The sequence below is a fragment of the Bacillus sp. NPDC093026 genome, from assembly GCF_044754665.1.
GTDB lineage: Bacteria > Bacillota > Bacilli > Bacillales > Bacillaceae > Bacillus > Bacillus maqinnsis.
In genome coordinates this window covers 653,021-666,915 of sequence record NZ_JBIVPN010000001.1, presented here as the reverse complement: position 1 = coordinate 666,915, position 13,895 = coordinate 653,021, and the positions used below count along the sequence as shown (strand labels likewise).

The following is a 13,895-nucleotide window of genomic DNA, read 5'->3' as shown; positions in this document are numbered from 1 at the left end:
TTCGTTTTTTTGTTACTTAAATCTTATTTTCTAGGTGCTATATCATAGCGATAATCATACGTTTCCCCTTTTACAACATTTAAAAGCTCATTTCCAATTTGAACAAGTTGTGTATTTTTCCATTTGATTAGAGGATCTTTATCAGGATATTTCCAGTAAATGGTCTTTTTTTGGTGGGTGATTTTGTTTTCAATTTCTGCTCTGACTGCGCTCTCCTTTAATTTTCCTCCACTATGTCTATAGGTATTGATCATATATGTGCCGTCTGGTGATGGCATGGAGCGGATGAATGTTCCGTGAGAAACGCCTTGAAGAGCAAAACATTTCCAGTAAATAATCCCAGCGAAGCTAAGGAACAAAACGATAAGTATGACGGGGGTTTTCTTTTTAAACATGGATTCCTCCAGATGTAGATTGCAATACTTCTAATATATGAGAAAAGAATACAAAAGATTCATCAAGTCCAATCATTCTATACAATTCAATTATCGGTTATTTTTTCTCAAAATACAACAGATAGCGTCATTATAAGGAAAATATAAGGATTGTAAAAAATGCGATTTGGTGGATGTGTCTAAAATGATCTTTACAAAAGATTTTGTGATCAAGTAGACTTATTTTCATATAGAGGAATTGGAGCAAATTGAATGATGAAAATAAAAGATACGTATCAAAACTATGAAGAGCTCTCCGCTCATGAAAGAAAAGGCATTGATTATCAAATTCTTCACAAGCGGAAAGGTGATCAGCTACTTGTATTGTCACCACATGCCGGAGGAATTGAATCAGGCGTGAGTGAGCTTGTCCAAGAATTAGCAAGCGAACATTCTATGTATTTATTCGAGGGTCTTAAAGTGAAAGGTAATCAAGTGCTTCATATTACTAGCACACGCTTTGACGAGCCGATCTGTCTTTCTCAGGTACATACACATCATTATACATTTGCACTTCACGGCTACGGAGAAACAGAAGTGTGTCAAAACTTAGTTGGAGGAACAGATCGTGTAAAAGCGGCCGAAGCAGCGAGACTTTTAACGATGAATGGATTTCAAGCGTTGCTGCTATCTGAGTCTGATCAGTTTTCAGGAACACATCCTCAGAATATTAATAATCAATGCCTCACAGGTCAAAGTGTGCAGATTGAAGTTAGCCGGGCACAAAGAATGGCATTCTTTGATGACTTTAGACGGCGAAATAGGCGTGACACACAAAATGAATTGTTTTATAAATACACAAGTGTTCTTAAACAAGTATTGAGACTTTATGAATAAATCTCTGCCTTGTGGGAAGCTTTAATCTGTTTGATAGACGGCTTTTTTTTCGGCTACCTTCTCCGCTTTAATGAAGTAAGAAGTAAATTCCTTTTGAAATCGGATCCCTAATCTTCGCTGCTCGAATAATGCTATTCGTTTTTCAGCAAATGCCCATGTCACATGAAATGTTTGAGCGATATGCTGAATGGCCTGCTGCCGAAGATTTGGCAGCTTCATTTGCAGCAGCATAAATGTAGGGACACAAAAGTGATACATAAATTGTTTTGCTTGAAATTCTTGCAGCTCACGAAAAAGCTTGTGCATCTTGAAGTGGTTGCCTGTATGCTTTAAGACATGACAAAGCTCATGGGCAAAATCCTGCCATTGTTCTTCTGATGATAGGGATCTGTTTAAAATAATACTGTATAGACCCTGATGTTTGATCATCATACTGCCGGTTTCTTCATAGTGAACCCAGATGTTAAATTCAGATGCGATCCTCTGTATATCCATGTATGCAGGACCGTATAATTGAAGCTGAGTGTATAATCGCTGAATATCTTCTTCTAAATGGGTTAAAAAACCAGTCATTGAAAAACCTCCAAGCAAACGTATGTTCTATTTTTGGTGTAAAAGAAAAGTCCGTATAGGACTAAACAGCTAATGAAGCAATCGTTTTATTTTTTATATCGGCTTGTTTTGAACAATTTTAACATAAAAGTAAAGAGAAATGGAATTATTTCCTGCTTTTTTGTTTATTTTTTCATTCTCATATAGAAAAACTTGAGGATTGATTCAAATTTTACCATATTTCTGTCACTTAAACAAACAAAATTTGTCTTATGATTTCCACCAATTGATGAGAAATGCGGATAGAACGTTTCACGAAAAGGAGTGATAAATTTATCAAGATTTTATTCCAATTGGAAATGGATCGGGTTATGCAATGACGACTGTGCACAACACAGATAAATACATCAAAGGGGGCTGACGCGAAAAGTCATGCAGCTTATGTCAAACGTGCAACGACAGGGGTGAGCCAGCACTTTACAGTAGATGATCATGAAATTTTTCAACATTTGCCCTTAAATAAAAGCGGTTGCATGCAGTGGATGGTTATGGAAACGGCAATCGGTAATCTATCGGAATTGCAATTTGTGAAAACTGATGATAGGGATTTTCAGCAAGCCGTGAGACATGCCCAATGGCTGATTCAAAATTATTACGAGAATATGATATACCACTTTCAAATGTGGTTACACATCAGCATTGGTCTGGAAAAGCATGTCCTTGCCTGCTTTTATCATCATGGGATGAATTCAATAGAGGGATTGAACCAGCAAGTGATCCGGAGATGGTCAAAACGTATGTGATCAAAAAAGGAGATACATTCACCAGTGTTTCAAAAAGCACACAGTGTTTCGGTCAGTGATTGGCAATGGAATCAGATCAGCAATCGAACATGATTTAAATTGGACAAGTTCTCAAAATATATCGAAATAAAAAGTACTTCCGGACGGGAGTTTCAAAGCTACTTCACTATCTACGAAAGGGAAGCGTGTACGTCTTGTACAAAAAGCACTTGTCGCTGTTTATTTTTATCCTGATCAAAAAGCTGTAGATAAAGGGGAGGGGCAGATGGTATTAATGGAGAAAAAACAGCTAATGCGGTGGCTCGTTTTCAACGAATCTCCAAAGTGACGGGATATTCGGCCAAGAGACGAAGCGAAAACTACTTGAATTGTTAAACAAGTGAGTTTTTCTGTTTATACGTTTGGATAGCGAATTTACTTTTTTTATTTAATTGACGAAAATAGGGGGATAACTGAAATTCAGCAAACTCGACATATCTCAATTGTTTGATTTTCTTTTTCATTTAGACACCTCAATTGTTATAGCGTGTGATTTATTGTATGCGTGCATATGTAAAAATGGAATAAGGACGCGGAGTAGTTCCGCGCCCTTTAGTGTGGTCAAACTTTTTTATTTTTATACTCGTCTAGGAGCTGTTCATTTTTTTTGAAAATCCGCTCTGTATGAGGACTTACTTTGTAATCAGCCATACTGATGTGCCGTTTCCTTTTTAAAATTTTAAAAGGGTTTTTCTTACGATTGTTGTTATCCCCTTGAAGTGCATGTTCCATCTTCATCACCTTCCTCTTCGTCAGGCAAGATCAAGTCATAAATCGTTGTAAGTGAGGTCATTAATAAATAATCAAACTCAGTGACAATATCGTCAGAGGTCAGTTTAATTACAAAGTGTGCATCTGCCACTGAAAATGGGATGAGGACCAATTTGCCGTAATCATCGTAATAGACTTCCTGCCTGTCAAGCTTCGCCTGAATCGAAAATCGCTGATCGAATGTCCGAAGCAGATCATCTTTTTGTTCTTGCGCATCATATGGACAAAGGACCGCTTGTATATTCATTTTTTCTGCAAATGAATCAATCAGCCGCTCGATTCCCTCTATATATGCTTCTGTACTTCCATAATATACATGAATCGGCTCGTTTTTCAATAGGTATTGGTACGTTTTTAATTTATTGAGGTAAGAATGGAGAAGATCGTTATTTTCTTCGAGGAGCTGATGTGTGTCGGTTTCTATCTCATGATTTCCAAGTTTTTTAATATAGGAGCTGAGAAAAATAAAAGCATCTGTTAGAGCAAAAAAGACGGCGATAATCAGATAATGCATCCAATCTGTAAAGATCGATGAGGGATCATTTGTCCAGTAAACAACAGCACCTGCTACATAGATCAAATACCACGTTTTACGAATCGCAAACATTTTCTCTTTGACTTTCTGTTCATATCGCCACACAGCAAAAACATAAACAGCAAGGGCCCCTAATAAAAACCATACAGCAAACTGAAAAAATAACAGCATGTACATTCTCTCCCATAAACAAGTGAATATCTTTTACTTCTATGGGTATGTTTAGAAAACCTGCCACATGAAAAAAACTGCCTGTAAGACTAGGCAGTTTGAGTTAAATAATAGCGTTTAATATAAAGTATATAAGGGCCCCTAATGTTCCTGAAATCGGCAATGTGATGACCCAAGTGACGAGCATGCGTTTTGCTGTACCCCAGTTTACCCCCTTTACTCTGTGAGCAGAACCTACGCCCAAAATAGATGAGGAGATAACATGTGTTGTACTAACAGGTAAGTGGATGAAAGTCGCACCAAAAATAATGGCTGCCCCAGTTAAATCAGCAGAAACACCGTTTACTGGACGTATTTTCATAATTTTACCACCGACTGTTTTAATAATCTTCCAGCCGCCAACAGAAGTACCAAGTCCCATTGCTAGCGCACAAGAGAATTGAACCCAAAATGGAATATCATCTGTTGTATGCAAGTTACCTGCAATTAAGGCCATGGTGATAATCCCCATCGCTTTTTGCGCATCGTTTGTTCCATGAGTATAGGATTGAAGTGCCGCTGTTAAAATTTGAACACGTCTGAACTGTTTATTTGTTTTTGCGAGATTGTTATTTCTGAAAATCAATTTAATAATGGTATAAACAATGTATCCCACGACAAAAGCAAGGACAGGTGAGATTAAAAGTGCTTGAATGATTTTAATGAACCCCGAATAATTTAAAGCGCCAAAACCGGCAGAGGCAACAACAGCCCCAGCAATCGATCCGATTAGTGCATGTGAAGAGCTACTCGGAATTCCGTAATACCAAGTAAGCAAGTTCCAAGTAATGGCTGCAATCAATGCAGCCAAAATGACGACAGAACCATTTTGAAGTGTAAATGGATCTGCGATGTCTTTTGTAATGGATTTTGCCACACCAGTAAATGTCATTGCTCCTAAGAAGTTCATAAGCGCTGCCATGATAATCGCATGTCTTGGTTTTAAAGCTTTCGTTGAAACAGAAGTTGCAATGGCATTTGCTGTATCGTGAAATCCATTAATGAAATCAAAAGCAAGTGCAAAAATGACGATAAGTACGGTAAGGATAATTAATATGTCCATGTTAAACTAACCCCGTTACGCATTCTTCATAATAATAGTTTCTAGGTTGTTGGCAACACTTTGACAGGAATCAGCGATTTCTTCAAGTGTTTCGTAAATTTCTTTGTATTGAATGACCTTAATCGGATCTGTCTCTTTACCAAACAAGTTCTTCAGTGATTTACGATAAAGATTGTCACAATTATGCTCAATCTCTTTGATTTTGATTGCGTGCGGTTGAATATCATTTAAGCGATTTTCAGCCAGTAATTCAATTGTGATTAAAATTTCTTTTGCGCATTCTCTAATGTAATGACTGAATTTGTCGATATGTTCGTCTGAGCTGGTCAGCGAATAAATCTCCATGGTTGCTGAAAAATGCTCAATACCATCTAAAACATCATCGAGACTATTTGTTAATTGAAGAATATCTTCACGCTCAATCGGTGTAATAAAGGCTTTGTTCAGCTCTTTAATCATGGTATGAACATGATTATCACCTTTTGTTTCATATTCCTTCAATGTGTCAGAAAATTCTTTCAGAGTGGTTTGATTTGTCACTTTATAGCTAACAAAATATTCAGCAGTTTCATCTAAATTTTTAGCAATTTCCGTTAACAAGAGTGAAAACTTGTCTTTTTTTCTTTTGAACATGTAAAAACCCTCCATTGTATAAATGAGACAATGCACACATCAAATAATTATATATTCTTTTGTCGAAAAAAAACAGGTGTAGTCGAAAATTTTCTCACTTTTTCTATTTGATCTTATTCTGACCTAAAGATGAAAACTCAACACACCTTTTTCAGAAAGGAAAAAAGAAACGGAAAAAGCGACCCGTTTTTGGCGCCGCTTAAAGGTTAAGAAGCTGAATGAATCAGTTTAAAACGTTCACAAACAAGAAGCATGTCTTCTTTAAAGTCTAATCCGAACGGCTTGAGTGCTTCTGTGAAGAATTCTTTATGGACTCTATACCAATAGTCATATGATAGGTCGCCTTCACCTTCTGCTTGTGCAAATGATTCAGGGACTTCATTCATTGGCATCACATCTACATGCGTAATCTCGATGATGGCTTTAGGTTCTTCCTTGCTGTCCAAAATGATCGCATATTGCCCAGCCTTCGGAAGTGGCTCCTGTTCCTTTTCATAAAAAATATATCCAGAACAAGTGTCTGTTTTTTTTCCTTGCTGTACAAGGTCAAGTAAGTGATCTGGATCTGCACCAAATGCCCAAGCCGAAACAAATGTGTTAGCTGGTGCTTTTTCTGATTTCTCTTCCCAATACGTTTCCCAAAAAATTTTGCTTTTGTGGTTCACCGTTTTTTCCCCCTTTGTCATGTGTTTATTATACCGTTAAGGCAAATACTTGAAAACATTATGTCTTTATACCTTCTTTTTGTGCATGTCATATGTTTTGAAAAAGCGTGTTTTATTTGAATTATGTAGGATGTTAGAATGAAAAAATTTGAAATTTTTGAATAATCTATTGTATTCTGGTCAAGAAGTAGGTAAGGTCAAAGTAAGAATATGGAAGGGGTGTTGTGGCTCATGAAACGCATTTCTCTAACTGTTTTGTCCATATGTCTGATTGCTTTCTCGTTTTTCCTGCCTGTCAGCCAAGTCACTGCAAAAGAAAGTCATGGGAATAAAGTAGCTGTCGGAAAAGATGGCATGGTGGCTACTGCTCATCCGCTTGCATCAGAAATTGGTGCTGACGTATTGAAAAAGGGTGGGAACGCAATTGATGCTGCTGTTGCGATACAGTATGCTCTGAATGTGACAGAGCCAATGATGTCCGGAATTGGCGGCGGAGGATTTATGATGGTGTATGATGGTGTTACGAATGAGACATCCATTATTGATAGTAGAGAACGAGCACCACAGGGCGCAACACCTGATATGTTTTTGACAGATGAGGGAAAAGTCATCCCGTTTGCTGAACGATCCACACATGGGAATGCAGTGGGTGTTCCAGGTACAGTGAAAGGTCTTGAAGCAGCATTAGATAGGTGGGGAACTCGGTCGATGAAGGAATTAATTGAGCCCTCTATTCATCTAGCAGAGGATGGATTTAAAATCGACTCTGTTCTTGCGAAAGCCATTGATGATCATCAAAAAAAATTGAGAAAAACTGCCGCTGCGCCGATATTCCTTCCAGATGATCGACCGTTAAAAGAGGGTGAACTTCTTGTCCAACCAGGTCTTGCAAAAACGTTTAAGCTCATTGCGAAAAAAGGAAGTAAAGCTTTTTATAAAGGAAAAGTAGCGAAAGCGCTTGCAAATACTGTTCAAGACTTCGGTGGTACGATGACAACTGATGACATTGGCCATTATGAAGTGAAGACTGACAAGCCAATCTGGGGTGACTATAAAGGCTATCAACTTGCAAGTATGCCTCCTCCAAGCTCAGGCGGTGTATTTATGCTACAAATACTCAAAATACTTGACCACTTTGACCTATCCCAATATGATGCCAAATCATTTGAAAAGTATCAGTTGCTTGCTGAAGCGATGCATCTCTCCTATGCAGACCGTGCTGCATTTGCCGGTGACCCCGAATTCGTAGATGTTCCACTAAAAGGACTATTAGATGATGACTACATTTCTGAAAGAGCCTCACTGATTAAATTAGATCAAGTCAATCGGAATCCAAAGGCAGGTAATCCTTGGGCGTATGAGGATGAAAAGAATCCATTGCCAATTGTCTCACAGCCAGAAGATAAAACGATTGGGGAGACAACACACTTTACTGTTGCGGATCAATGGGGAAATGTTGTCTCTTTTACGACAACCATTGAACAGTTATTTGGCACTGGAATTCTTGTACCAAAGTATGGTTTCTTTTTAAACAATGAATTAACAGATTTTGATGCAGTGCCTGGCGGAGCCAACGAAGTTCAGCCAAATAAACGACCTTTATCAAGTATGACACCGACTATTATATTTGAAGATGGGAAACCTGTGATGACAGTTGGATCTCCTGGTGGAACTACCATCATCGCTTCTGTTTCGCAGACGATCCTGAATTTGCTTGAATATGAAATGGGGCTTCAGGATGCTGTGGAAGAACCAAGAATTTATACAGATAGCTTAACTTCTTATCGTTATGAAGTGGGTGTCCCTCTTGATGTAAGGACAAAATTAAATGATCTTGGGCATCGCTTTGGAAGTTCGCCTATTGATATAGGGAATGTTCAAGCATTGTTAATTGACCGAAAAGCAGGGACATTTACTGGTGTAGCTGATTCAACAAGGAATGGAACTGCTATCGGTGTTAACTTGAAGCTATCTACAGATGAATAACATTTCCCGGGAAAAGATGCGCCTCTTTAAGATGGCGTTTCTTTTTTTCCATCAACGTAAGAAAAAGTTAAAACACAGTTGACACCTGTGAATAGTTTGAATAATATATAGACTAACATCAATCATACATAGCTGATCGGACAACCGAAGGCTCTTGGCATTGAAGTACAAGGAAGTGTTGTACTTCAATTGCTAAGAGTCTTTTTTGCGTAATGAAAAGGCAGGTTGATGTCACTAATACTTCGTAAATAGGGGTGCTGGATAACATGAAGAAGTGGAAATGGTTCTCGGTAGTTGCCATCATATTGACAATAACTGTCACTAGTGTGGCATGCTCAAATGCAAACGAAGCCTCGAAACAAAAAGGGAAGATTGAACTTTTAAACGTTTCATATGACCCAACACGTGAATTGTATCAGGAGTACAATCAAGCATTTCAAACATATTGGAAAGACAAGACCGGGGAAGAGGTGACGATTCAGCAGTCTCATGGGGGTTCTGGGAAGCAGGGAAGATCTATTATTGATGGACTGGAAGCCGATGTGGCAACACTGGCCCTTGGTTATGACATTGATGCCATTGCGGATCGTGGTCTTCTTTCAAAGGATTGGCAAAAGAAATTTCCAAACAAGTCTACACCATATACGTCAACAATAGTTTTTCTTGTGAAGAAAGGCAATCCAAAGAAGATAAAAGACTGGGATGATTTGATTCAACCAGGTGTGTCAATCATTACACCAAACCCTAAAACATCCGGAGGAGCAAGATGGAATTATTTAGCCGCATGGGCATATGCCGATAAGACATTTCACGGTGATGAAGAGAAAACGAAAGATTTTGTGAAAAAACTATATGAACATGTTGAAGTTCTTGATTCAGGGGCCCGTGGTGCTACAACCACCTTTGTCGAACGTGGACTTGGTGATGTGTTAATTGCATGGGAAAATGAGGCGTATTTGACATTGCATGAATTAGGTAAAGACAAATTTGAAATTGTTACGCCATCAATCAGTATTTTAGCAGAACCACCAGTGGCAGTCGTAGATCAAAATGTCAAACGGAAGGGAACAGAAAAAGTGGCGAAGGCGTATTTGGAATATTTGTATTCTAAAAAAGGGCAAGAAATTGCAGCAAAGAACTATTATCGACCAAGGAATCAGGAGGTTTTAAACAAGTATAAAAATCAGTTTAAAGAGATTGACATGGTGACAATTGATCAGGCGTTTGGCGGCTGGCGCAAAGCACAAAAAAGATTTTTTGATGATGGCGGTCTATTTGATCAAATTTACAGCGGACAAAAATAGGGGGAGAAGTGATGAAAAAAGCACAAGCTGCCGCCAATAAGAGTAGAAGGGTGTTACCTGGGTTCGGGCTGAGTCTAGGGATTACACTTGTATACGTGAGTGCTATTGTTGTCATCCCTTTATCAATGGTTTTCATCTGGACGGCTTCTTTAGGAGTAGAAGGGATTTGGAAGGTCATAAGTGATACGAGGGTACTCAAGTCATTACAGTTGACTGTGACCACATCCTTTGTAGCGGCGATGATCAATGCAGGGTTCGGTGTGCTGATTGCCTGGGTTTTAGTTCGTTATTCATTTCCCGGGAAGAAAGTCATTGATGCATTAATAGACTTGCCATTTGCTCTTCCAACGGCTGTTGCAGGTATTGCCCTTACGACTCTTTATTCTTCAAATGGATGGATCGGTCAATTTTTGTACTTTAAGGTAGCGTATACACCGTTAGGCATTATTCTCGCACTTATTTTTATTGGCATTCCTTTTGTCATCAGAACTGTGCAGCCAGTGATTGAAGGAATGCAGCAGGAGGTAGAAGAAGCTGCAGCGATACTTGGTGCAACAAGAAGAGTGACTTTTTTTCATGTGTTGTTGCCTACTTTATTTCCAGCCATCTTGACAGGATTCTCACTTGCCTTTGCTAGGGCATTAGGTGAGTATGGCTCCGTTGTGTTTATTGCTGGAAACATCCCATTTAAAACGGAAATTACGCCGCTCATGATCATGTCAAAACTTGAACAATATGATTATCATGGGGCAGCCACAATTGCTTGTTTCATGCTGCTCCTTTCATTTTTTATCCTCTTATTGATTCATGGATTGCAGTGGTATATAGAGCGGAAAAAACAAGTGAAAGTGAGGTGAGGCAATTGGACAGTAAGCTTAGCAAACAGCAAAACCGCATCGCATACGAGAGTCCTGTGACGGAATCGAAAGTGGTGAAGGTCCTCTTTGTGATCATCGTATATGGATTTTTGCTCTTATTCTTACTCATGCCTCTCGTTGCCGTATTGATGAAGGCGTTTGAGAAAGGGTGGGATTCTTATCTTCTCGCTATTTCTCATCCAGACACTTTATCAGCGATCAAGCTGACATTGTTCATTGTGGTGATCACATTGCCGCTGCAAACGATCTTTGGAATCAGTGCTGCTTGGCTCATCACAAAATTTGATTTTCGTGGGAAAAGTTTGTTAACGACCGTTATCGATCTTCCATTTGCAGTATCTCCTGTTATTGCGGGGCTTGTGTTTGTCCTTTTATTTGGTTCAAACGGTCTTTTAGGACAGTGGCTTTTAGAACATGGTCTTAAAGTCGTTTACTCTGTACCAGGAATGGTCCTTGCTACAATTTTTGTTACATTTCCTTTCATTGCGAGAGAGCTTATTCCGTTTATGCAAAATGAAGGAATACATGAGGAGGAGGCGTCTCTTACACTCGGTGCTAATGGATGGAAGACGTTTTTTCTCGTCACATTGCCAAATATCAAGTGGGCTCTTTTTTACGGTGCTATTTTAGCGGGGGCGAGGGCAATCGGTGAGTTTGGTGCGGTCTCAGTCGTTTCGGGTCATATTCGCGGTATGACAAATACAATGCCGCTTCATATTGAAATCTTATACAATGAGTATCAATTTCAGGCTGCTTTTGCAGTTGCATCATTGATGGCTTTTGTTGCGGTGATCACATTAATTTTGAAGCATACGGTTCAGCATTTTGATCATCGGCTCGGCAAGCGCTAAAGATGAATGGAGGGACTAACTTTGGGGATTACGGTGAAACAAATATCAAAACATTTCGGGCAAACGAGTGTTTTACAACATGTTGATTTGTCTATTAAAAATGGAGAATTGATTTCTTTACTAGGCCCGTCTGGATCAGGTAAGACGACCCTTTTGCGAATCATCGCAGGTCTTGAATGTGCAAGTGAGGGACAAATTCTATTTGGAGATCAAGATTATACGAACATTCCTGTTCGAAAACGGCAGATCGGTTTTGTGTTTCAGCAATACGCCCTTTTTCAAAATATGACGGTATTTGATAACATTGCATTTGGTCTTAGGATAAAACCAAGAGGAGAACGGCTATCAAAGAAGGAAATCAAGCAGCGGGTACATGACCTTTTAGAGATCGTCCAGTTAAAGCAATATGAGCACCGTTATCCAGAGCAGTTGTCAGGAGGTCAAAAACAGCGAGTTGCTTTAGCGCGTGCTCTTGCTGTCAAACCGAAGGCGCTCCTCCTTGATGAACCATTTGGCGCATTAGATGCGAAGGTGAGGAAAGAATTAAGACATTGGTTGAAAAAAGTCCATCAAGAATTTCAAATGACGACCATTTTTGTAACACATGATCAAGAAGAAGCCTTCGATATTTCTGATCGTGTTGTGGTCATGAATGAAGGGAAAATTGAAAAAATCGGAACTAGGCAAGAAATGGTTGAGCAAACGGACAATTCATTTGTATCTGAATTTTTAGATATAGGAAGTCATATTTAACAAGTTGAATAGATGATTCAAACTGTAGGATGCGGCTTAGGCTGCATCTTTTTTTTATCATTTTTTCCTAGGAACTTGGGGCTTTTGGCAGGTGGCACACTTATTATGATGTTTCTGATATAAAAGGAAAACGGTTTTTAAAGCCGTATTCGCCTATTGGAAAAGTATCAAGGGGCGGAACGATTTTGGTGTTTGCTCATTTTCCAAAAGGATTTCGGCTAAGCGGTTTTTTCCTGATGAAGTAAAGGCATCCTTATCACTATGGTCAAGCGATTGATCTTCTAAAGCGCAAGGTGGTTCAGACAGAAAAGTTGGTGTCGCATCGTTATCCATTCAGTCAGCTACTTCAAGCGATTGAATGTGCAAAGCACCCAGAAGGGGAAAGCGTCAAGATGATGATGTATCTAGATGAATGAACATGTGAGTCTGTAAGAGAAAGAGAAGTTCTTTAGAAAAGGGCTTTGCCTTTCTCTTTTTTATATGAAAATTGAAATGCTTAAAAAAGACGGAAATGCTTGACTTCAATTTAAGATAAACGTATGATTATTACAAATGTAACATATAAGAACAAATGTAAAGGGGAGAGAATGAATGCAAAAACAAATCACTTTGCCTGAACAAATTAGTCATGAGAAGTTAACAGATCTATATAAACAAATGTGGTTAGTTAGATATTTTGATGAAAAAGTAGATCAATTCTTTGCAAAGGGACTCATCCATGGAACAACTCATCTATGTGTTGGTCAGGAAGCGACGGCTGTTGGCTCTATCGCTGTATTAAAGGATGAAGATAAGATTGTCAGCACACATAGGGGGCATGGTCACTGTATTGCAAAAGGAGCAGAGGTCAATAAAATGATGGCTGAGCTGTTTGGTCGCGAAACAGGCTATTGTAAAGGAAAAGGCGGGTCAATGCATATTGCAGATTTAGAAAAAGGAAACCTTGGTGCAAATGGAATTGTTGGCGGCGGTATCCCGCTTGCGACTGGTGCAGCACTCACTTCTAAAATGAAGAAGGAAGGCTTTGTCGTTCTTTGTTTCTTCGGAGACGGTGCAACAAACGAAGGAAGCTTCCATGAAGCATTAAACCTTGCGTCCATTTGGGATTTACCAGTTGTGTTTATTTGTGAAAACAACCAATACGGTATGTCAGGGCCTGTGAAAGAAATGATCAAAATTGAAAACATTTCAACAAGAGCGAAAAGCTACGGCATACCAGGGAAAACAGTTGATGGAAATGACATGATCGACATCATGAACACGGTAGATGAAGCTGTCACACGTGCAAGAAGTGGAGATGGTCCGTCATTAATTGAAATGAAAACATACCGCTGGAAAGGTCACTCAAAGAGTGATGCGAAAAAATACCGTACACGGGAAGAAGAGACGGAATGGAGACAGAAAGATTGTATCAAACGCTTTAAGTCACTATTGATTGATTTGAATATACTCACAGAGGAAAAGGCAGCGAGCTTACAAGAAGAAGCGAAACAAGAGATCGAAGAATCCGTTGAATTCGCAAAGAATAGTAAAGAACCGTCAATTGACACATTATTAGAGGATGTATACGCCTAATTGAGG

At 39.0% G+C, this 13,895-nt stretch carries 15 protein-coding genes and 1 pseudogene; 8 read left to right on the top strand and 8 right to left on the bottom strand.

Annotated elements, in window-relative coordinates:
• Positions 1 to 23 precede the first annotated feature (23 nt).
• Positions 24 to 395 (bottom strand): DUF5412 domain-containing protein, encoded by a 372-nt coding sequence (locus ACIQCE_RS03380; protein WP_400493592.1) that lies wholly within the window; start codon positions 393 to 395, stop codon positions 24 to 26.
• Between the two features lie 252 nt (positions 396 to 647).
• Between ACIQCE_RS03380 and ACIQCE_RS03375 the strand changes: the two genes are divergently transcribed.
• Entirely contained in the window at positions 648 to 1,271 is a 624-nt protein-coding gene (locus ACIQCE_RS03375; protein WP_400493591.1) for a poly-gamma-glutamate hydrolase family protein, read from the top strand.
• 21 nt (positions 1,272 to 1,292) lie between these two features.
• Here the strand turns inward: ACIQCE_RS03375 and ACIQCE_RS03370 are convergent, their stop codons facing one another.
• Positions 1,293 to 1,844: an ImmA/IrrE family metallo-endopeptidase gene (locus ACIQCE_RS03370; RefSeq protein ID WP_400493590.1), complete on the bottom strand. Its 552-nt coding sequence runs from the start codon at positions 1,842 to 1,844 to the stop codon at positions 1,293 to 1,295.
• 355 nt (positions 1,845 to 2,199) lie between these two features.
• Here ACIQCE_RS03370 and ACIQCE_RS03365 point away from each other — a divergent pair.
• Positions 2,200 to 3,009: pseudogene (locus ACIQCE_RS03365) on the top strand (N-acetylmuramoyl-L-alanine amidase).
• On the opposite strand, the gene ACIQCE_RS03360 reads toward ACIQCE_RS03365, so the two are convergent.
• The 6 genes from ACIQCE_RS03360 to ACIQCE_RS03335 all read right to left on the bottom strand — a co-directional run bounded on the left by ACIQCE_RS03360 (position 2,998) and on the right by ACIQCE_RS03335 (position 6,542).
• A complete protein-coding gene (locus ACIQCE_RS03360) occupies positions 2,998 to 3,129 on the bottom strand; it encodes a hypothetical protein (RefSeq protein ID WP_353856068.1) in 132 nt (43 codons plus the stop codon). The pseudogene ACIQCE_RS03365 and the gene ACIQCE_RS03360 overlap by 12 nt on opposite strands.
• 97 nt (positions 3,130 to 3,226) lie before the next feature.
• Positions 3,227 to 3,397, bottom strand: coding sequence for a type II toxin-antitoxin system SpoIISB family antitoxin (locus ACIQCE_RS03355; RefSeq protein WP_400493835.1), 171 nt, complete (start codon positions 3,395 to 3,397; stop codon positions 3,227 to 3,229).
• The gene (locus ACIQCE_RS03350; protein ID WP_353856066.1) at positions 3,372 to 4,142 is read right to left on the bottom strand and encodes a type II toxin-antitoxin system SpoIISA family toxin; all 771 of its coding nucleotides are present in this window, start codon (positions 4,140 to 4,142) and stop codon (positions 3,372 to 3,374) included. Before ACIQCE_RS03350 ends, ACIQCE_RS03355 begins: the two co-directional genes overlap by 26 nt.
• A 103-nt stretch (positions 4,143 to 4,245) precedes the next feature.
• Complete coding sequence (locus tag ACIQCE_RS03345) at positions 4,246 to 5,244, bottom strand: inorganic phosphate transporter (protein WP_400493589.1); 999 nt, start codon at positions 5,242 to 5,244, stop codon at positions 4,246 to 4,248.
• A gap of 15 nt (positions 5,245 to 5,259) precedes the next feature.
• The gene (locus tag ACIQCE_RS03340) at positions 5,260 to 5,877 is read right to left on the bottom strand and encodes a DUF47 domain-containing protein (protein ID WP_353856064.1); all 618 of its coding nucleotides are present in this window, start codon (positions 5,875 to 5,877) and stop codon (positions 5,260 to 5,262) included.
• A gap of 206 nt (positions 5,878 to 6,083) precedes the next feature.
• A complete protein-coding gene (locus ACIQCE_RS03335) occupies positions 6,084 to 6,542 on the bottom strand; it encodes an ASCH domain-containing protein (RefSeq protein WP_400493588.1) in 459 nt (152 codons plus the stop codon).
• A 231-nt stretch (positions 6,543 to 6,773) separates the two neighbouring features.
• Between ACIQCE_RS03335 and ggt the strand changes: the two genes are divergently transcribed.
• From ggt to pdhA, 6 genes are all read left to right on the top strand, one after another.
• Entirely contained in the window at positions 6,774 to 8,528 is a 1,755-nt protein-coding gene (ggt, locus tag ACIQCE_RS03330; protein ID WP_400493587.1) for a gamma-glutamyltransferase, read from the top strand.
• A 266-nt stretch (positions 8,529 to 8,794) separates the two neighbouring features.
• On the top strand, positions 8,795 to 9,832 hold the full coding sequence (locus ACIQCE_RS03325) for a sulfate ABC transporter substrate-binding protein (RefSeq protein ID WP_400493586.1): 1,038 nt from the start codon (positions 8,795 to 8,797) through the stop codon (positions 9,830 to 9,832).
• Between the two features lie 11 nt (positions 9,833 to 9,843).
• Positions 9,844 to 10,689: a sulfate ABC transporter permease subunit CysT gene (gene cysT / locus ACIQCE_RS03320; protein ID WP_400493585.1), complete on the top strand. Its 846-nt coding sequence runs from the start codon at positions 9,844 to 9,846 to the stop codon at positions 10,687 to 10,689.
• A 5-nt stretch (positions 10,690 to 10,694) separates the two neighbouring features.
• Entirely contained in the window at positions 10,695 to 11,561 is an 867-nt protein-coding gene (gene cysW / locus ACIQCE_RS03315; protein WP_400493584.1) for a sulfate ABC transporter permease subunit CysW, read from the top strand.
• A gap of 21 nt (positions 11,562 to 11,582) precedes the next feature.
• Positions 11,583 to 12,314 carry a sulfate/molybdate ABC transporter ATP-binding protein gene (locus tag ACIQCE_RS03310; RefSeq protein WP_400493583.1) on the top strand — a complete coding sequence of 244 codons (732 nt, stop codon included), beginning with the start codon at positions 11,583 to 11,585 and terminating at the stop codon, positions 12,312 to 12,314.
• 591 nt (positions 12,315 to 12,905) lie between these two features.
• Positions 12,906 to 13,889 (top strand): pyruvate dehydrogenase (acetyl-transferring) E1 component subunit alpha, encoded by a 984-nt coding sequence (gene pdhA, locus ACIQCE_RS03305; protein WP_400493582.1) that lies wholly within the window; start codon positions 12,906 to 12,908, stop codon positions 13,887 to 13,889.
• Positions 13,890 to 13,895: the final 6 nt, after the last annotated feature.

What these genes read in the sequence shown, in the direction of transcription:
- ACIQCE_RS03360 (WP_353856068.1), bottom strand. Translation starts at nt 3,129, where the DNA reads ATGAAAAAGAAAATCAAACAATTGAGATATGTCGAGTTTGCTGAATTT.
- ggt (WP_400493587.1), top strand. Translation starts at nt 6,774, where the DNA reads ATGAAACGCATTTCTCTAACTGTTTTGTCCATATGTCTGATTGCTTTC.
- ACIQCE_RS03340 (WP_353856064.1), bottom strand. Translation starts at nt 5,877, where the DNA reads ATGTTCAAAAGAAAAAAAGACAAGTTTTCACTCTTGTTAACGGAAATT.
- ACIQCE_RS03325 (WP_400493586.1), top strand. Translation starts at nt 8,795, where the DNA reads ATGAAGAAGTGGAAATGGTTCTCGGTAGTTGCCATCATATTGACAATA.
- ACIQCE_RS03380 (WP_400493592.1), bottom strand. Translation starts at nt 395, where the DNA reads ATGTTTAAAAAGAAAACCCCCGTCATACTTATCGTTTTGTTCCTTAGC.
- ACIQCE_RS03355 (WP_400493835.1), bottom strand. Translation starts at nt 3,397, where the DNA reads ATGGAACATGCACTTCAAGGGGATAACAACAATCGTAAGAAAAACCCT.
- ACIQCE_RS03345 (WP_400493589.1), bottom strand. Translation starts at nt 5,244, where the DNA reads ATGGACATATTAATTATCCTTACCGTACTTATCGTCATTTTTGCACTT.
- ACIQCE_RS03375 (WP_400493591.1), top strand. Translation starts at nt 648, where the DNA reads ATGATGAAAATAAAAGATACGTATCAAAACTATGAAGAGCTCTCCGCT.
- ACIQCE_RS03350 (WP_353856066.1), bottom strand. Translation starts at nt 4,142, where the DNA reads ATGCTGTTATTTTTTCAGTTTGCTGTATGGTTTTTATTAGGGGCCCTT.
- ACIQCE_RS03370 (WP_400493590.1), bottom strand. Translation starts at nt 1,844, where the DNA reads ATGACTGGTTTTTTAACCCATTTAGAAGAAGATATTCAGCGATTATAC.
- pdhA (WP_400493582.1), top strand. Translation starts at nt 12,906, where the DNA reads ATGCAAAAACAAATCACTTTGCCTGAACAAATTAGTCATGAGAAGTTA.
- cysT (WP_400493585.1), top strand. Translation starts at nt 9,844, where the DNA reads ATGAAAAAAGCACAAGCTGCCGCCAATAAGAGTAGAAGGGTGTTACCT.